Source organism: Sphingomonas sp. Leaf38, assembly GCF_001421825.1.
GTDB lineage: Bacteria > Pseudomonadota > Alphaproteobacteria > Sphingomonadales > Sphingomonadaceae > Sphingomonas.
This window is the reverse complement of record NZ_LMLD01000008.1, coordinates 213,729-230,717: the sequence shown is the minus strand read 5'-3', so window position 1 is coordinate 230,717 and position 16,989 is coordinate 213,729. Positions and strand designations below refer to the sequence as shown.

17 protein-coding genes and 1 pseudogene are annotated in these 16,989 nt (G+C 67.6%); 12 read left to right on the top strand and 6 right to left on the bottom strand.

All coding sequences use genetic code 11. From position 1 onward, the window contains the following. Positions 1-40 precede the first annotated feature (40 nt). Together ASE88_RS02190 and ASE88_RS02185 are read right to left on the bottom strand one after the other, a co-directional pair. A complete protein-coding gene (locus tag ASE88_RS02190) occupies positions 41-2,398 on the bottom strand; it encodes a putative bifunctional diguanylate cyclase/phosphodiesterase (protein WP_056474825.1) in 2,358 nt (785 codons plus the stop codon). A gap of 122 nt (positions 2,399-2,520) precedes the next feature. Further along, positions 2,521-4,284: a fatty acyl-AMP ligase gene (locus ASE88_RS02185; protein WP_055879971.1), complete on the bottom strand. Its 1,764-nt coding sequence runs from the start codon at positions 4,282-4,284 to the stop codon at positions 2,521-2,523. Positions 4,285-4,391: 107 nt separating this feature from the next. On the opposite strand from ASE88_RS02185, the gene ASE88_RS02180 reads away from it, so the two are divergent. From ASE88_RS02180 to ASE88_RS18650, 5 genes and pseudogenes are all read left to right on the top strand, one after another. Beyond that, a complete protein-coding gene (locus ASE88_RS02180) occupies positions 4,392-5,048 on the top strand; it encodes a regulatory protein RecX (protein WP_082463463.1) in 657 nt (218 codons plus the stop codon). A gap of 192 nt (positions 5,049-5,240) precedes the next feature. Next, positions 5,241-5,765, top strand: coding sequence for a cold-shock protein (locus tag ASE88_RS02175; RefSeq protein ID WP_056475000.1), 525 nt, complete (start codon positions 5,241-5,243; stop codon positions 5,763-5,765). Between the two features lie 68 nt (positions 5,766-5,833). Then, positions 5,834-6,262 carry a DUF192 domain-containing protein gene (locus ASE88_RS02170; RefSeq protein WP_200910129.1) on the top strand — a complete coding sequence of 143 codons (429 nt, stop codon included), beginning with the start codon at positions 5,834-5,836 and terminating at the stop codon, positions 6,260-6,262. A gap of 136 nt (positions 6,263-6,398) precedes the next feature. After that, a complete protein-coding gene (locus ASE88_RS02165) occupies positions 6,399-6,791 on the top strand; it encodes an NADH:ubiquinone oxidoreductase subunit NDUFA12 (protein ID WP_055879979.1) in 393 nt (130 codons plus the stop codon). Between the two features lie 2 nt (positions 6,792-6,793). Next, positions 6,794-7,222: pseudogene (locus ASE88_RS18650) on the top strand (DUF2155 domain-containing protein); the annotation flags it as partial. A gap of 35 nt (positions 7,223-7,257) precedes the next feature. Here the strand turns inward: ASE88_RS18650 and aat are convergent. The 4 genes from aat to ASE88_RS18645 all read right to left on the bottom strand — a co-directional run bounded on the left by aat (position 7,258) and on the right by ASE88_RS18645 (position 9,511). Continuing rightward, the gene (gene aat / locus ASE88_RS02155) at positions 7,258-7,989 is read right to left on the bottom strand and encodes a leucyl/phenylalanyl-tRNA--protein transferase (RefSeq protein WP_056474814.1); all 732 of its coding nucleotides are present in this window, start codon (positions 7,987-7,989) and stop codon (positions 7,258-7,260) included. Next, the gene (locus ASE88_RS02150) at positions 7,986-8,696 is read right to left on the bottom strand and encodes a ParA family protein (protein ID WP_056474810.1); all 711 of its coding nucleotides are present in this window, start codon (positions 8,694-8,696) and stop codon (positions 7,986-7,988) included. Before ASE88_RS02150 ends, aat begins: the two co-directional genes overlap by 4 nt. Before the next feature lie 127 nt (positions 8,697-8,823). After that, a complete protein-coding gene (locus ASE88_RS02145) occupies positions 8,824-9,207 on the bottom strand; it encodes a hypothetical protein (protein WP_055879990.1) in 384 nt (127 codons plus the stop codon). 124 nt (positions 9,208-9,331) lie between these two features. Continuing rightward, positions 9,332-9,511, bottom strand: coding sequence for a hypothetical protein (locus tag ASE88_RS18645; RefSeq protein ID WP_055879993.1), 180 nt, complete (start codon positions 9,509-9,511; stop codon positions 9,332-9,334). A gap of 366 nt (positions 9,512-9,877) precedes the next feature. Here ASE88_RS18645 and ASE88_RS02135 point away from each other — a divergent pair, with 366 nt between their 5' ends. The 7 genes from ASE88_RS02135 to ASE88_RS02105 all read left to right on the top strand — a co-directional run bounded on the left by ASE88_RS02135 (position 9,878) and on the right by ASE88_RS02105 (position 16,933). Beyond that, entirely contained in the window at positions 9,878-10,846 is a 969-nt protein-coding gene (locus tag ASE88_RS02135) for a cysteine synthase A (RefSeq protein WP_056474804.1), read from the top strand. A gap of 59 nt (positions 10,847-10,905) precedes the next feature. After that, positions 10,906-11,175 (top strand): hypothetical protein, encoded by a 270-nt coding sequence (locus tag ASE88_RS02130; protein ID WP_056474801.1) that lies wholly within the window; start codon positions 10,906-10,908, stop codon positions 11,173-11,175. 450 nt (positions 11,176-11,625) lie between these two features. Continuing rightward, complete coding sequence (locus tag ASE88_RS02125; protein ID WP_235525821.1) at positions 11,626-12,153, top strand: division/cell wall cluster transcriptional repressor MraZ; 528 nt, start codon at positions 11,626-11,628, stop codon at positions 12,151-12,153. Next, entirely contained in the window at positions 12,150-13,100 is a 951-nt protein-coding gene (gene rsmH / locus ASE88_RS02120; RefSeq protein WP_055880004.1) for a 16S rRNA (cytosine(1402)-N(4))-methyltransferase RsmH, read from the top strand. Before ASE88_RS02125 ends, rsmH begins: the two co-directional genes overlap by 4 nt. Beyond that, a complete protein-coding gene (locus ASE88_RS02115; protein ID WP_056474799.1) occupies positions 13,097-13,792 on the top strand; it encodes a hypothetical protein in 696 nt (231 codons plus the stop codon). The genes rsmH and ASE88_RS02115 overlap by 4 nt, the downstream gene beginning before the upstream one ends. Next, positions 13,789-15,507, top strand: a complete 1,719-nt coding sequence (locus ASE88_RS02110; RefSeq protein WP_056474796.1) for a peptidoglycan D,D-transpeptidase FtsI family protein — start codon at positions 13,789-13,791, stop codon at positions 15,505-15,507. Before ASE88_RS02115 ends, ASE88_RS02110 begins: the two co-directional genes overlap by 4 nt. A 10-nt stretch (positions 15,508-15,517) precedes the next feature. Next, positions 15,518-16,933: a UDP-N-acetylmuramoyl-L-alanyl-D-glutamate--2,6-diaminopimelate ligase gene (locus tag ASE88_RS02105; protein ID WP_056474793.1), complete on the top strand. Its 1,416-nt coding sequence runs from the start codon at positions 15,518-15,520 to the stop codon at positions 16,931-16,933. The last annotated feature ends 56 nt before the right edge of the window (positions 16,934-16,989 follow it).

The window sequence follows — 16,989 nt, the reverse complement described above, 5'->3', positions numbered from 1 at the left end:
TGATGCGGCTTGGTAGCCGGTGGCGGCCCCTGCAGTGCGATCAGGCGGCCGCCGCCTCCTTCCATCCGCGATTGGCGAGCGCGCGTGCCTCTTCGGGGGACATCGGGCGGCCGAAGTAGAAGCCTTGCACCCTGGTGCAGCCCAGGTCGTGCAGCGTTTTATATTCGACTTCGGTTTCGACGCCCTCGGCGGTTGTCGCCATGCCGAGGCTGTCGGCCAGCGCAATGCCCGCGCGGACGATCGCGACTGCCTCGCGGAGCCCGCTGGCGGCGTCGCGGACGAAACTACGGTCAATCTTGAGCGACGAGAGCCGGGTGCGCCCGAGATAGCCTAGCGAGGCGTAGCCGGTGCCGAAGTCGTCGAGGCTCAGATGCACGCCAAGCTCGGCGACGCGATCGAGAATCTGCGTTGCGCCAAGACCTTCGTGCATGAACACGCCTTCGGTCACTTCGAGTTCAAGCCGCTCCGCCGCTACGCCGGTATTGGCCAGCGCGGCCGCGATCGTCGTCACGAAGCTCGGGTTGCGTAGCTGATCGGCCGAGACGTTGACCGCGATCCGCATCTCGGACGGCCAGTGCGCGGCTTCCTCGCAGGCGGCGCGGACGACCCAGGCGCCGATCGGTCCGATCAGTCGCGTTTCCTCGGCAAGCGGGATGAACTTGGTCGGTGACACGCTGCCGAATTCGGGGCTGGTCCAGCGCAGCAGTGCCTCGAACCCGCACAGCGTCTCGCTGCCTGCCTTGACGATCGGCTGGTAGACGAGATGCATCTCGCCCTTCTCGATCGCGCCGCGGAGCGCCATTTCGAGGACGCGGCGCTCTTCCGCCTGGACATGCAACTCCGGCTCGTAGCGGCGGAAGACCCCGCGGCCCGCGTCCTTGGCGCGGTACAGCGCGAGATCGGCGGAGCGCACCAGCATGTCGGCGGTGCGACCGTCGCGCGGACCGATCGCCAAGCCGACGCTCGTGCCGATGTGCAGCGTATGCGCGTCGATCTCATACGGGCGTGAAAGTGACTCGATGATCCGTTCGGCGAGCTGTTCGACCGCGGCCAGATCGCTGGCATCGCGAACGACGACCGCGAATTCGTCGCCCCCAAGACGTCCGCAGGTTTCATTGACGCCCATCAGCTGGTTCAACCGTTCCGAGACGCGGCCGAGCAGCCGATCGCCGATCGGGTGGCCAAGCGTATCGTTGACCGCCTTGAAGCGATCGAGATCGAGCATCATGAACGCATAGCGTCCGCCCCAGCGATCCGCGTCGGCCATCGTCTTGACCAGCGTTTCGTTGACCATCAGCCGGTTGGGCAGCCCGGTCAGCGTATCGAACCGCGCCATCCGGTTGACCTTGTCCGCCGACGCGCGCTGTTCGGTGACATCGGAGCCGACCCCGCGAAACCCGATGAACTCGCCGTGATCGTCGAAGCGCGGCGCGGCGGCCAGGTCCCACCAGCGTTCTTCGCCGCCGATCTGGACCGGTAGGCGCAGATTGCGGAAGCTTTCGCGACGTTTCAGGCGGTCCGCGAGCGTGTGAAGTCCGGTATCGAATTCGCCCGTTTCCCAGCCTGGCCCGGCGAGCAGCTGCAAGAGCGGCATGTTGTCGATGCTGGCAGCATCGACCCCGCACGCGAACGCGAACCGCGCGCCGGGCTTGACCACGCGCCGCGTCGCATCGGTCTCCCAAAGCCAGTCGGCGCCGCCCCCCTCGAACTCGCCGAGTAACAGACTGACCGTCTCGTCGCGATCGTCGAGCACGATTTCGCCGGCGCGGATCAGGACCAGTGCGCGCGCGCGGTGGAGACAGGCAGTCATCAGCAGCAGTGTGAACAACAAAAGACCGGCGGCGGCGGCAAACGTCCCGGCAAAGGCGAGCTGGACGACGATCGCCGCGCCAAGATACCCGAGGAATATCAAAGTCGCGAGCGCGAGCGGCGCCATTGCCAGCGCGACGGTGGTCATGAGCACCGCGAGCGTCAATCCCAGCCCGGTCGTCGTTCCCGACGATGCGTGCGTGCAGAACACGACCGGCACTGCCGACCAGACAAATGCGAGAATGCAGCCGTCCGACACGGTGGTGCGGAGATCGCGCAGGCTGGCATAGCCGTCGCCGCGATCGTGCGTTGCGAGCCGGCGGAAGCCGACCCATACTGCCGCAGCGATCACCAGCGCTTCCCAGCTGGCGATCTGCCAATGCGGGATCTCCGCACGCAACAGGAACGCGATGACCAGCGAGGCCATGACGTTTGTTGCCAACAGGAATAGCGCGGCCCGACGGACGGCGAGCAATTGCGCGGCGCGTATCCGGCCCCAGACCATCGGATCCTTACCCTCGCGCAGTCCCAACAGAGTCGGGATGGCTACGGAGATACGAGGCGGGAGGGAGGGGGGGATCTTGGACACGGCGGAGAGATAGACGCGCTCTGGTTAGCAGAACGTTTGCACTGCACCGATTTGGATCCAATTCCTGTCGTTTTTTGGGGTAATATGTCGCCGGCGCCGTTGGTCCCGGCTGACTATGCCCGTCAGGCAGCGATATCGTAGGGTTTTATGTCGCCACTGAGATACAGGTTGCGCGCCTTGGCGCGGCTCAACTTGCCCGACGAGGTGCGCGGCAGCGTGCGCGGCGGGATGAGTTCGATCAGGCAGTTCATGCCCGTGACCGAGCGGACCCGCTCGCGGATCTCGTCGCGCAGACGCAGCCGCTCGGACTCGTCCGAGCTGCGGCACTGGACCAGCACGGCGGGGGTCTCCTCGCCGCCAGGGGTGGTGATCGCGAACGCGGCAATGTCGCCCGCCTTGAAGCCCGGCAGCTGTTCCACCGCCCATTCGATGTCCTGCGGCCAGTGGTTCTTGCCGTTGACGATGATCATGTCCTTGGCGCGGCCGACGATGTAGATATAGCCATCGGACATATAGCCCATGTCGCCGGTATCGAGCCAACCGTCGGCCATGCACGCCTGCGTCGCGGCATCGTCGCGGAAATAGCCGACCATTACCGACTTGCCGCTGCACCAGACCTTGCCGATCGCGCGGTCGGGGAGAGGGGTGCCGTCCTCTTCGCGGATCTCGATCCGCATGTCGCGGACGGGCTTCCCGCAATTGACGATCGCGCGGTAGCGTTGCGGGCGGTCATTCCCACGGCTGCCGCCCGAAAGCTGCGTTTCCTCGACGAGTTCGACGCGAATGCCTTCGCCCGGCGGCATCAGCGAGACTGCGAGCGTCGCCTCGGCAAGGCCGTAGCTCGGGAGGAACGCGGTCGCCTTGAAACCCGCATCGGCGAACGCGTCGACGAACGACTGCATCACGTCGGGGCGGATCATGTCGGCGCCGTTACCCGCAACGCGCCAGCGCGACAGGTCGAACCGATCGCTCGCCTTGGTCTGCGACGACATGCGGCGCGCGCAGATATCGTAGCCGAAGGTCGGCGAATAGCTGAGCGTGGTGCCGGTGTTGCGGCTGATGAGATCGAGCCAGGCGAGCGGACGCCGCGCGAAATCCTCGGTCTTGAGGTAATCCGTCGAGACCTGGTTGGCGATCGGCGACAGGAAGCAGCCGACCAGCCCCATGTCGTGATACCAGGGCAGCCACGAGACGCAGCGATCGGTGCCGCAGACTTCCATGCCGTAACTGTGCGCGGCGAGGTTGTTGAGCAACGCCGCGTGCGTGATGACGACGCCGTGCGGGAACCGCGTCGAGCCGCTGGAATATTGCAGATACGCGATGTCGTCGGGCTTTGCCTCGGGCAGCGTCGCGACGGGGGCTTCGCGGGTGGCGAACTCGGACCAGTCGATCCCGACGGTGCCCGACAGGCGCGCGGCCTCGCCCGCCATCTGCGCGAGTTCGGGCGGGAAGATCAGCATCTTCGGGTCGCAACTGGCAAGCTGGACGCGAAGCTGTTCGATGTACGAATCGCGGCCGCCGAACGAGGTCGGCAGCGGCAGCGGCACGGGCCAGGCGCCGGCGTAGACGACGCCGAAGAAGAGCGCGGCGAATTCGGGGCCGGTTTCGGCGACCAGTGCGATGCGATCGGCAGGGCCGACGCCCGCGGCGATCAGGCGATCGGCCATTGCGCGCGCATCGGTGCGCAGCTGTGCATAGGGATAGGGCTGCGACAACGTGCCGCGCGCATCATGGAAATTAAGCCCGCGGTTACCGGTTGCGGCGTAATCGAGCGCTTCGCCCAGCGTCGCGAAATCGGCGAAACGGCGCGGCAGCGCGTCCTCGGTCGGCGTCGCGACGATCGTCGCCGCGGTCTGGCCGTCCTTGTGAAGCGTTTCGGTCGTCATCGCAGTTCCTGTCTCTGGCGTCGTGCCCGGCATGGCGGCTGAACGCACCACCCCTAATCTCAACTCTAGCCGTTCAACTTCGGGTGTCAGTGTGGCACAATGATGGCGTGTCCGACGATGACGACCCCGATCAGACGCCTGGGCGTCGCGAAAACCGCGGTAACGCGCGTCCCGCCGGGCGTGGTGGCGCGCGTGCTGGCGGGCGCGGTGGGGGCCGTGGCGGCGAGCGGGCGCCGCCCAAGCCGCTCGACGCCGCGGCGCTGGAGCGGCTGGCGCTGCGCTATGTCGAGCGGTTCGCGACGACGCGGGGGCGGCTGACCGACTATCTGGTGCGCAAGATCCGCGAGCGCGGCTGGGACGACGGCGCGGCGGCGGCACCGGCCGATCCCGCCGAACTCGCGCAGCGCATGGCCGATCTGGGGTATGTCGACGACCGTGCCTTTGCCGAACAGCGCGCGGCGGCGATGCAGCGCCGCGGGCTGGGCGCGCGGCGTGTCGCGGGGGCGTTTCGCGAGGCCGGAATCGACGAGGGCGATGCGGATGCGGTCGCGCCCGCGATCGCGGATCGCGCGGTCGAATCGGCGCTCGCCTTTGCGCGGCGCAAGCGAATCGGGCCCTATGGCAGCGGCGAGGGCGACCGGAAGCTGCACGACAAACAGCTCGGCGCGATGCTGCGCGCGGGGCACCGTTTCGATCTCGCCCGCAAAATTGTTGCGATGCCACCGTCCGATGCGCCCGAAACGGTGGTTTTCGACGCCGATTAGCAACGGATTCATTGCGACCGCGACGAAGCGTGCTAGCAAGGGGATCAGGGGTGTAACAATGCGTAGACGCAGCAGGATGCGGACATGATGACGCAGACCGGATCGGCGATGGTCGCGGTTGGCCACGACCTCGGGGGCGACCGTGTGGGCGAATTGGGGGGCGAGCCGGGGAGGGCCGTCCCGGAGACCGCCATGCCCGCTGGCGACGTGCGTGCGATCGGCGGCGTGATCAAGTGGTTCGACGTGACGCGCGGGTTCGGCTTTGCGGTCGCGGACGACCCGACGGTCGGCGATATCCTCGTGCATTTCTCGGTACTACAACCGCATGGCCGTCGCAGCCTGCCCGAGGGCGCGCGCGTCGAGACGCTGTCGGTCCAGCGTGGCCGCGGGTTCCAGGCGCGCGAGATCGTCTCGATCGACATGAGCAACGCGGTCGAGGAAACCGTCCGGCCGCCTGCATCGCCAGACCGGATCGATCCGATCGCGATGATCGACGCCGCCGGACCGTTCGAGCCGGTGTCGGTCAAATGGTTCAACCGGTTGAAGGGCTATGGCTTTCTGGTACGAGGGTCGGATGGCAGCGACATCTTCGTCCATATGGAAACGTTGCGTCGCGCCGGAATCGAGACGGTCGAGCCCGAGCAGCCGCTGCGCGCGCGCGTCGTCGCGGGACGCAAGGGGCCGCTCGCTGTCGCAGTCGAAGAGGGCCTTGGATGAGTTTGGTTGCGAAGGCCGTGCTGGCCGGGGTGCTGGCGCTGGGCGTCGGCGCCGGAAGTGTGGCGTATATGAACGGCAGCGATGAAACCGAAGCGGCCAAGGTCGCGACGCTGAAGCTGACGATCAAAAGCACAAACGGGACGCACGCGTTCACCGTCGAGCGCGCCAGGACGCAGGACGAGCAGGCGCGCGGGCTGATGTATCGTACCGACCTGAGGCCCGATGGCGGGATGCTGTTCTGGCCTTATCCTTCGACTGGGGGGGCGCCGGTGGATGCGAGCTTCTGGATGAAGAATACGCCGAGCTCGCTCGATATCCTCTATATCCGGGCGGATGGCACGATCGCGCGGATCGCGGAGAATACGGTGCCGTTCTCGGAGACGCCGGTACCGTCGGGCGAGCCGGTCGGGGCGGTGCTCGAGCTGATGGGTGGCCGGTCGGCCGAACTGGGGATCGCCGAGGGCGACCTGGTGACGTGGGACAAGCGCTCGGACTAAGCGGGCGGACTAAGCGGGCGGGCGAGTACGTTTTATCGGCTGGGTATCGGCTGGGCCGCGCTCCCGATCGCGGAGTTTCCCGCCCTGCCGCATCATCATGGTTGAAGCCCGCCCCCACTCGGGTTAAACGCGGCGCATGGGCTTTCTCGCATCGACTTTCACGTGGTGGAACGGCGCCACCCTCGGCACCAAATTCGGCCTGCGCAGCATGGCGAAGATGGGCGAGGACGCGCTCGGCAACGTTTATTACCAGGGCGGCAAGGACACGTCGGGTAATCCGCGCCGCTGGGTGATCTATCAGGGCGCCACCGACGCGAGCCGCGTGCCGCCCGCGTGGTTCAGCTGGCTGCATCACCAGGTCGACGACGTGCCCGAGCGCGCGCTGCCGCCGGTGCGCGCGTGGCAGAAGCCGGCCGTGCCGAACATGACCGGTACCGCGCTCGCCTATCGGCCGTCGGGTGCGCTCGAAAAGGGTGGCAAGCGCGCCGCCGCGACGGGTGACTACGAAGCCTGGACGCCCGAAGGGTGATCATGCGCTGGCTCGCCGCGGCCGTGTTGGTCGTGGTGCTGGGGGTGGGCGGCTGGTTCGGATACCGCGCGCTCACCACGCCCGTGGCGACGGTGGCGGCGGTCCAGCAGGAGCTGCCGGGCGCCGATGAGCCGGCGAATTCCTCGATCGAGACGATCGACACCGGTGCCGCGACGATCGCCACCGGCGGCACGCCGATGGCGCAGCGCGTGGCCGTGCTCGGCCTGCTCAACAAGCGGAACGGCGAAACCCGAGCGGTGACGCTCAGGCCCGGCCAGGCGACCCGGATGGGCGATGTCGTGCTGCGGCTGCGCGCGTGCGAACAGACCGCGCCGTGGGAGCAGGAGCAGCTGACCGGCGCGTTCGTCCAGGTGCTGGTGCGCGGCGTCGATGCGAAATGGCGGCGGAGCTTTTCGGGCTGGCTGTACAAGGAACGCCCCGCGCTGAACGCGGTGCAGCATCCGATCTACGACGTGTGGACCAAGAGCTGCGCGATGACTTTCCCCGCGACCGGGCCCGATACGGCGCCGGTCGCCGAGGCCTTGCCCGCCAAGCGATCGAGCGCGCGGAAATCGCCTGCTGCTGCGACGCCGGCGGCCGACGACGCGGGGCCGAGCGCGCCGTCTAGCGCACCTGCCAGCAACGCTACGTAATCCGCGCGGTCGATCTCGATCGCGCCGAGCGAGGCGAGGTGCGAGGTCTGGAACTGGCAATCGAGCAGGGTGAACCCGCCGGCGCGCAGCCGCGCGACGAGGTGTGCCAGCGCGACCTTCGATGCGTCGGTGGCGCGGCTGACCATGCTTTCGCCGAAGAACGCGCGGCCTAGCGCCAGGCCATAGAGCCCGCCGACGAGCTTGCCGCCGTCCCAGCATTCGACCGAATGCGCGAACCCCATCGCGTGGAGCGTCTGGAAGACGCGTTCGATGCCGTCGTTGATCCACGTCTCGGGCCGGCCCTCGACGCTTTCGGCGCAGAGCTGGACGACTCGTTCGAACGCGGTGTCGATGGTGATCTGGAACCGGTCGGCGACGATCGTCTTCCTGAGCGAGCGCGAGAGCTGGAAACCGTCGAGCGGCAGGACGGCGCGGCGGCGCGGCTCGACCCAATAGACGCTGGCGGCGTCGCGGCTGTCGGCCATCGGGAACACGCCGACCGAATAGGCGCCGAGCACGATCTGCGGATCGAGGATGTCGCTCATGCGGCGAGCGTGTGTTCGATCCGGCGCCACAGATCGGCGAACGCCTGCGCGGCGGCCGACCGGGGCGCGAACACGCCGACCGGCGCGCGCCTGACCGCCATCGCTTCGATCCCGCTGGCCATCGGAATCACCGGCCAGTCGGGGTGCCGCGCGAGTGCCTCTGCATGGAGCGCGCGGCGCTTGTCGACCATGACGTGGACGGGGAGCAGCGCGGTGCGGCCGCCGAGATGCTGGACGACCGCGTCATAGGCGCGCGTCGAGAGCGGGGAGGGGATGACGGGGATCACGATCAGGTCGGCGGCGCGCATGACCTGGTCCGCGGTCTCGGTCAGCCCGGGCGGGCAATCGAGGATCACGCGGTCATAGCCCGCGAGCTCGCCCAGCAGCTTGGCGAGGCGCTTCTTCTTGTCGAGATCGTGGAACAGCTGGTCGAGCCCGCGCAGCGACGCGTCGGCGGCGATCAGGTCGAGATGGCGATAGGCGGTCGGCCGCGCCTGCTTGATGACGGCGACGTCCTTCGAGAACATCGCCTGCGCCTGGTCCGCCTTGCCGGGGCCGCCGAGGACCCAGGTCGACGCGGCCTGCGGGTCGAGATCCCAGAGCAGGGTCCGCCGGGCCGATAAGGTCGCGGCGCACCACGCCAGGTTCACCGATAGCGTCGTCTTCCCGACGCCGCCCTTGAGGCTGTAGATCGCGACTGTTGCCATCACGCTACGGTGCCGGTCCGGGGCGGGAAGGGCAAGAGCGCGCGGCACAAAGAAAAACGGCCGGCGGATGATCCGCCGGCCGTTTCAGAAACCACCGCGATCGATGCTCGACGCGGTGCGGGTCCGCTTACGCGTGGCAGATCTGTGCCGACTTGCCCGGCGCGGTCAGGGTCACGCTCGTCTCGGTGCCGGTCATCGACCAGCCGCCCTCGGCGGTCTTCGGCGCGCCGGCGACGTCCGACTTGAGCGTCGTCGCGGTACCGTCCTTCTTGGTGCGGACGACGGCCTGCTTGTCGCCCTGGAAGAACGTCACGTAGAGCAGGCTGTTGTCCTTGCAGCGCAGCGTGGCCTCGGACTTGATCGAAGGCGGCAGTTCGACCGGCGCTGCGTTGGCGAGCGTGTTCGCCATCGGATCCGGATTGGTGTCGACCACCTCGGGCGAAGCAGGCTTGGAGTTGCAGGCGGCCAGCACGAGCAGCGCGGCGGCGGCGGAGAGGGGGAGGATTTTCATAGCGGAACCTCGCTTCGCGCATGCAGCATGGAGCGTCAAGGACTATGGCCTTTCATTCATGCGGCGTTCGCCCGGCGGGTGTGTGAGCATGACGAACCGTTCTGCACGTCGGATACGCGACCGACTACTTGCTGTCGGCCGTGTCGTCGCTCTCCGTCACGATGACGATGCCGGCGATGATCGCGGCAGCGGCGAGAATCGCGACGACGAAACCACCGCCGCCCGCCAGCCTGTCGCGCGAGGTCGCCTGTCCGCCGGTGCGGATCGATTTCGCGAGCGACAGCCGCGCCGCCGACTGGCTCACTGATGCGCTAGCTGTCGTCCGAGGCGCAGTCGCGGACGGCGCCGCCATGGCAGGCGATACCGACAGCGCAGACGTGGTGATAAGCGTGGTAACTCTGGCCAGTCTCATGCTGCCGTTGCCTCTCACAGGATGAGCCACGCTGTCACGCGGAAAAAGCCGGGGCAAATAGGAATACCTGCAAACCGGTGAGGCGAGACACTTTCGGGGCAAGGCGAAGCGAGGGCAAAACTGCGTGATGCCGCGCCGGTATTGGTAGGCGGTTATTGATGGCGACGGAGGGGCCGAGCTTCGCGCGCAGCGGGCGATTTGGGCGTGACAAAGTTTCGCTCGCTTGCCCGGCGCGGTCTGCGAGGCCACATAGCCGCGATGCACACTATATCCGACACGCTCGCCCTGATCGGCAACACGCCGCTTGTCCGCCTGAAAGGTCCCAGCGACGCGACGGGCTGCGATATCTTCGGCAAGTGCGAATATGCGAACCCCGGCGCGTCGGTGAAGGATCGCGCGGCGTTGTTCATCGTCGAGGATGCCGAGCACCGCGGTTTGCTCCAGTCCGGCGGCACGATCGTCGAGGGGACTGCGGGCAATACCGGGATCGGCTTGGCCTTGGTCGCCAACGCGAAGGGCTACAAGACGATCATTGTCATGCCCGAGACGCAGAGCCGCGAGAAGATGGACACGCTTCGCGCGCTGGGCGCCGAACTGGTGCTGGTGCCGGCCGCCGCCTTCTCGTCGCCATGCCATTTCGTCCATACCTCGCGGCGGATTGCCGAGGAGACGCCGGGCGCGATCTGGGCCAATCAGTTCGATAACATCGCCAATCGCCGCGCGCACATCGTCGGCACCGCCGAGGAAATCTGGGCGCAGATGGACGGACGGATCGACGGCTTCACCTGCGCGGCGGGGACCGGCGGGACGATCGCCGGCGTCGGTCTCGGGCTGAAGGCGAAGGACGAGGCTGTCTGTATCGCGCTGAGCGATCCGCATGGTGCCGCGCTGTATAACTATTACGCGCATGGCGAGCTGAAGTCCGAAGGATCGTCGGCTGCCGAGGGGATCGGGCAGGGCCGGATCACCGCCAATCTGGAGGGCGCGCCGATCGACACGCAGTTCCGGATTTCTGACCAGGAAGGCTATGCCTGGGTCCGTCGCCTGCTCGACGAGGAGGGCCTGTGTCTCGGGTTGTCGTCGGGGATCAACGTCGCCGGGGCGGTGGCGTTGGCGAAGCATCTCGGGCCCGGCAAGCGCATCGCGACGATCCTGTGCGATACCGGATTTCGCTATCTCTCGACGCTGTACGACCCGACGTGGCGCGCGGCGAAGGGGCTTGGTTGAGTGGCGGCATGAGCGGGAATCGACAGAGGCGCGGTGGTCAGGTATCTTGGCGCGGCAAGATGAAGTTACACCATGAACCCTCGCAAAGCCTGCAGCGCATCAAGGTCGGCATGATCGGCCTCGCCGCGGTCGTGCTGCTGATCGGATTGGCCAGCGCGATCATCGGTTCGGCGAGCCGCGAGCGGCCAGTCGCGACCGCCGGCGCTGCGCAGGCGGACGTGGTCGCGAACATGGGAGTTTCGAACGTCATCGATGCCAAGAGCGCGGGTGAGCCTCTGGCCGAGATGGGCGTGGCGCCGAGCGCCAATGCCCAGGCGCCCGCGCCCTAGGTAATCCGTCCTCGTCGTGAGATCGGGTCCGGCTTCTCCATTCAATTAACCGAAGCGCAGGGCCCATTGGAGGGATGTGCCTCATATCCTTGCACAAAGTCCCGGCTGTCGCCAAAATGACAGTATCGAAGGTGAGGACATCGACGGCATCGAAGGTGAGTCTGCTCGACACAGCCGCGGATGACGTCCACGGGCGCTAGCCGGTGAAGATATGGGCCTATCCCCAGATTTCCCGCATTCAGATCCCCGTTGATGCGCCGATAAAATCCGATCTGCTCGCAATTCGCTCCGAACCGACGCGCGAAACTCGTCGCAAAAACCCGAAATCCCCAAAAATCCCGTTGCGTCCCCGGACCTCTATGGTAGATGGAGGTTAATACAGGGGCACGTTCACCGTTAGCTGTTAGCGCGGTCGGATCGCGGCGAGGCCGTGGTCCGAGATGGTGAGGCGTGTGCGCCATTTCGAAGGGTTTTGGCGTGTCGGTACGGGGTCGCTATCAGGGAGACGGTATCGGCCTTGTCGACGACAAGGGCCGGGTAGCCATCCCTTCGGCGCTTCGCACGACCCTTTCCGCAAATGCGCCCAAGGCGAACGGCAAGGACGGCGGGACCATCATCATCGGCGCGCATCAGAAGAATCGCTGCCTGGTGGCGTATGATCCGGGCTATGTCGACATCCTCGCCGAGCGCCTCGACCGCCGCGAATCCGAGAATACGTCCGAGAACGGCGAGTATGATTACAACATCAAGCGCGCCGCGGCATCGGGCGAAGCCGTCCCCTTCGACGGCTCCGGTCGCTTTATCATGCCCGCGTTCCCGCGCTTCTATGCGGGCATCAAGGGCCATGCGTTCTTTTACGGCGTGCTCGATTATATCGAGATCTGGGACCCCGCGACGCTGATCGCCACCGACGGCATGCCCCCCGTCGTCAAGGAAATGGCGCGCTTCTACATGGCCGAGAAGGGGATCCAGCTGTGAGCGGTCCCGACGCGCCGCATATCCCCGTCCTGCTCGACGAAGTCCTGGCCGCGCTCGCCCCCGAGCCCGGTGAGACGATGGTCGACGGCACGTTCGGCGCGGGCGGCTATACACTGGCGTTGTTGAAGTCCGGTGCTCGCGTCGTGGCGTTCGATCGCGATCCCGATGCGATCGCTGCCGGCCGCGGAATCGAGGAGGCCGAAGACGGGCTGACGCTGATCGCCGCGGACTTCTCGGCGATGGCGTCCGAGCTCGAGACGCGCGGGTTGGCGCCGGTCGATGGCGTGACGCTCGACATCGGCGTGTCGTCGATGCAGCTCGATCAGGCGGAGCGCGGCTTCTCGTTCCAGTCGGACGGCCCGCTCGACATGCGGATGGCGCAGGCCGGCATGTCGGCGGCGGACTTCGTCAACGAGGCGGACGAGAACGAGATCGCCGACGTGCTGTATCAATATGGCGACGAGCCCAAGTCGCGGCGCGTGGCGCGCGCGATCGTCGCGGCGCGCCCGCTGACGCGGACCGGCGAGCTGGCGCACATCGTCCGCCGCGCGCTCGGCTACAAGGCGCACGACAAGAAGGACCCCGCGACGCGCGCGTTCCAGGCGATCCGCATCCATGTGAATCGCGAGCTGGGCGAATTGGCGGACGGATTGCTGGCCGCCGAACGCGTGCTGAAGCCCGGTGGCCGGCTCGCGATCGTGACCTTCCACAGCCTCGAGGACCGGATGGTGAAGCGCTTCCTGCGCACCCGTTCCGGTGGCTCGCCTTCAGGTTCCCGTCATCTTCCGCAGGTGAAAGCCGTTGCGGAACCTAGTTTTTCTCATGTCGGCCGCGGTGTTCGCGCCGGCGAGGCTGAGGTCGCACGCAATCCGCGCGCGCGCTCGGCGACATTACGGACGGCGCGGCGGACCTCCGCGCAACCCTGGACGGAAGAGGTGACGACATGACGGCGGCGTATCGGATGAAGGGTGTGGGCTGGTTCGGGGGCTGTGTCGCCGTCGTGCTCGGTTTCTACCTCGTGTCGCTGCAGGTTGCCGCCGAGCGCAAGAAGCTGGAGGCGGTCAATGGTCAGATCCGGTCAGCCGAGCGCGATATCCGCGCGCTGGAGACCGAGTTCGACACGCGCGGCAACCTCGCGCAGCTCGAACGCTGGAACGGCGACACGCTGGCGCTGTCGGCGCCGACCGCGGGCCAGTTCGTGGTAAGCGAGGCCGCGCTCGCGGCGCTCGACGTCAACAGCCTGCGCGCGGACGGGGTCCAGACCGCCGCGCTGCTGGTGCCGTCGGGGGCCGGGTCGGTCGTGTCCACGCCGGTCGTTCCGGTGACCGCGGCGCCCGCCGTCGTGAAGCTCGCGCCCGCGCCGGTCCAGATGGCGCAGGCGAGCGCGCCGCGCGCGATGAGCGTCGCGATCCAGGCCGCATCGAAGACCGCGCTGAAGCCGGTGGTGATCCGTGCGTCGGTGGCGACGCCGCGGTCGACCGAGGCAGCGCTCGTCCGCGCCGCCAAGACCGATCGTCTCGCGGCCGTCGCCAAGGTCCGGCCGCAGGCGGTCGCGATGCTCGACCGCAAGCTGCTGTCCGATACGACTCTGGGTGACATCATGAGCGGTGCGCGCTCCGAGAGCGGCCGGCGGCGGTGACGGCCTTGGTCGCCCGGCCTGTCGCGCAACATCGTAGCGCCAACCAGCGTCACGCGCTGGTGGCGACCGCGCACACGCGCCTGATGATGCTGATGTTCCTGTTCGGCGCGGCGGTGCTGGTGGTGGTCGGGCGGCTGGGGATGCTGGCGGTGCAGGCGTCGCTCGCCGATCCGCAGGCGCGCGCGGCGACGATCGCGGCGCGCGGCGACATCGTCGATCGCAACGGCGCGCCACTGGCGCGGACGATCGATGCGTGGACGATCGCGGTCCACCCCAAGAAGCTGATCGGCGATCCGACCGAGGTCGCCAGCAAGCTGGCCGCGCTGATGCCCGAGGCGGGCGACCAGGCGCATTATTATGCGCTGCTGACGTCGGGCAAAAGCTTCATCTACCTGCAGCGGCGCGCGTCGCCCGCGCTCGTCGAGCAGGTCAATGCGATCGGCGAGCCCGCGATCGTGTTCGACCGCGACACGCAGCGGCTGTATCCGCAATCGACGATGGCGGCGCATGCGCTGGGCTTCCTGTCGACCGCGGGGCACGGGATGAGCGGCATGGAGCGCGTGCTCGACGAGCGGCTGACCAACCCTGCGCTCAACGGCACGCCGGTCGCGCTGTCGCTCGACAACCGCGTCCAGGCGGCGATGGAGAGCGAGCTGGGCCGTGCGATGACGACCTTCTCCGCGCGCGGCGCGGGCGGGATCGTCCTCGACGTGGCGACGGGCGAGGTGATCGCGATGGTCTCGCTGCCGACCTTCAACCCCAATCGCGTCGGGATGGCGGGCAGCGAGGAGCTGCGCAACGTCACGACTCAGAGCGTGTTCGAGCTGGGATCGACGTTCAAGCCGATCACGATGGCGACCGCGATGGATACCGGCGTCGTCACGTCGTTCGCGCGGCGGTTCGATGCGACGCACCCGCTGCAGGTCGGCCGCTTCACAATCCATGACGAGCGCGGCGATCCAAAGCGCTGGCTCAACATGGCCGAGACGCTGATCTATTCGTCGAACATCGCCACCGCGCGCGTCGCTGACGAGGTCGGGCCGGCGCGGATGCAGACGATGTTCAGGAAGCTGGGCTTCGATACCAAGCCCGATATCGAGCTGCGCGAGAAGGGCCGCCCGTTGTGGCCAAAATACTGGGCGCGCACGACGACGATGACGACCGCCTATGGCCACGGCATCGCGGTGACCCCGCTGCATCTCGCCAGCGCCTATGCGGCGTTGGTCAATGGCGGGATCTGGCGGCCGGCGACGTTGCTGAAGGTCGCGCCAGGGCATGCGCCGGTCGGGCGTCGCGTGATCAGCGAGCAGACGAGCGCACGGATGCGGCAGATGCTGCGGCTGATCGTGCAGCGCGGCACGGGGCGCAAGGGCGATGCGCCGGGCTACCGCGTCGGCGGCAAGACCGGCACGGCCGAGGCGGCGGTGTCGGGCGGCTATGACCATTCGCGCAACGTGGCGACGTTTGCCGCCGCGTTCCCGATGGATGCGCCGCGGTACGTAGTGCTGGCGATGCTCGATTCGCCGCTCGGCACGAAGGAAACCGGCGGATGGAAGACCGCGGCGTGGAATACCGCGCCGGTGGTGGGCCGGACGATCTCGCGCGTGGGTGCGATGCTGGGCGTGGTGCCCGATGCGCACCGCGACATCGACGTGTCTGACATCGTGCCGACTTTGTGGCAGGACCCGACCCGCACGCAGCCAACCGGGCAATGAGGACGACCAAATGAAGCTGTCAGCGCTGACCGACGGGACGGAAGAGGCGCAGGTGACGGGGTTCGCGATCGATCACCGCAAGGTCGCGCCGGGTACGGTATTCGGCGCGTTCGAAGGTGCGCGCGTCAACGGCGAGGACTATATCGCCGACGCGATCCGCTCGGGCGCGATCGCGGTGGTCGCGCGGCCCGGGCTGACCGTCGAGGGTGCCGCCTATATCGCCGACGACAGCCCGCGCGAGCGGTTCGCACAACTGGCGGCCAGGTTCTTCGCGCCATTTCCCGAGACGTCGGTGGCGATCACCGGGACCAACGGGAAGACGTCGTGCGTCGAGATGACTCGGCAGCTGTGGCGAATGGCGGGCTTCCACGCGGCGTCGATCGGCACGCTGGGCGTCACGACCGCCGACGAGCGCGTGACGACGGGGCTGACGACTCCCGACGTGGTGACGTTTTTGTCGAACGTTGCGGGGCTGGGGCGCGAAGGCGTGACTCATCTGGCGTTCGAGGCGTCGAGCCACGGGCTGACTCAGTACCGCACCGAGGGGCTGAAGGTGGCCGCGGCCGCGTTCACGAACCTCAGCCGCGATCATCTCGACTATCACGGCGACATGGCGGCGTATTTCACCGCCAAGATCCGGTTGTTCTCCGAAGTGTTGTCGACCGATGGCACCGCGGTGGTGTGGGCGGATGATCCGCAGGCGGCGCGCGTGATCGACCTGGCGCGCGAACGCGGCAACCGGCTGGTGACGGTCGGCACGCAGGGCGAGACGCTGCGGCTGGTGGGACGCGATCCGACGCTGCTGGGGCAGGGGCTGACGATCGAGGCCGAGGGCCAGACCTACACCGTGACGCTGCCGCTGATCGGGGCTTATCAGGCGGCGAACGCTTTGGTGTCCGCCGGGCTGGTGATCGCCACCGGCGGCGATGTCGCCGCGACGATCGCGAACCTGGCGCGGTTGCAGCCGGTGCGCGGGCGGCTGGAGCGGGCGGTGATCGCGAAGTCGGGTGCGCCGGTCTATGTCGATTACGCGCATACGCCCGATGCGCTGGAGGCCGCGATCGCGGCGCTGAAGCCGCATGCGGGCGGCAAGCTGATCGTGGTGTTCGGTGCGGGCGGCGACCGCGATACGGGCAAGCGCGAGACGATGGGGCAGGTGGCGGTGCAGCATGCCGACCGTGTCATCGTGACCGACGACAATCCGCGGACGGAGGATGCGCGGGCGATCCGCCGCGACGTGCTGAAGGGCGCGCGCGGTGCCGAGGAGATCGGCGACCGGCGCGCGGCGATCGCCGCCGCTGTGCGCGAGGCTGGGCCCGAAGATATCGTGCTGATTGCGGGCAAGGGGCATGAGCAGGGACAGATCGTTGGCGACATGGTGCTGCCGTTCGACGATGTGAGCGTCGCGCGGGAGTGTGCTGCGTGAGGGGGGCTAGATCTTCATTCCCCTCCCGCTTGCGGGAGGGGCTAGGGGAGGGCGCG

What these genes read in the sequence shown, in the direction of transcription:
- ASE88_RS02185 (WP_055879971.1), bottom strand. Translation starts at nt 4,284, where the DNA reads ATGACGACCGAAACGCTTCACAAGGACGGCCAGACCGCGGCGACGATC.
- ASE88_RS02170 (WP_200910129.1), top strand. Translation starts at nt 5,834, where the DNA reads ATGAACGGCAGCGATGAAACCGAAGCGGCCAAGGTCGCGACGCTGAAG.
- ASE88_RS02145 (WP_055879990.1), bottom strand. Translation starts at nt 9,207, where the DNA reads ATGAAAATCCTCCCCCTCTCCGCCGCCGCCGCGCTGCTCGTGCTGGCC.
- ASE88_RS02135 (WP_056474804.1), top strand. Translation starts at nt 9,878, where the DNA reads ATGCACACTATATCCGACACGCTCGCCCTGATCGGCAACACGCCGCTT.
- ASE88_RS02115 (WP_056474799.1), top strand. Translation starts at nt 13,097, where the DNA reads ATGACGGCGGCGTATCGGATGAAGGGTGTGGGCTGGTTCGGGGGCTGT.
- aat (WP_056474814.1), bottom strand. Translation starts at nt 7,989, where the DNA reads ATGAGCGACATCCTCGATCCGCAGATCGTGCTCGGCGCCTATTCGGTC.
- ASE88_RS02130 (WP_056474801.1), top strand. Translation starts at nt 10,906, where the DNA reads ATGAAGTTACACCATGAACCCTCGCAAAGCCTGCAGCGCATCAAGGTC.
- ASE88_RS02150 (WP_056474810.1), bottom strand. Translation starts at nt 8,696, where the DNA reads ATGGCAACAGTCGCGATCTACAGCCTCAAGGGCGGCGTCGGGAAGACG.
- ASE88_RS02165 (WP_055879979.1), top strand. Translation starts at nt 6,399, where the DNA reads ATGGGCTTTCTCGCATCGACTTTCACGTGGTGGAACGGCGCCACCCTC.
- ASE88_RS02175 (WP_056475000.1), top strand. Translation starts at nt 5,241, where the DNA reads ATGCCCGCTGGCGACGTGCGTGCGATCGGCGGCGTGATCAAGTGGTTC.
- ASE88_RS02105 (WP_056474793.1), top strand. Translation starts at nt 15,518, where the DNA reads ATGAAGCTGTCAGCGCTGACCGACGGGACGGAAGAGGCGCAGGTGACG.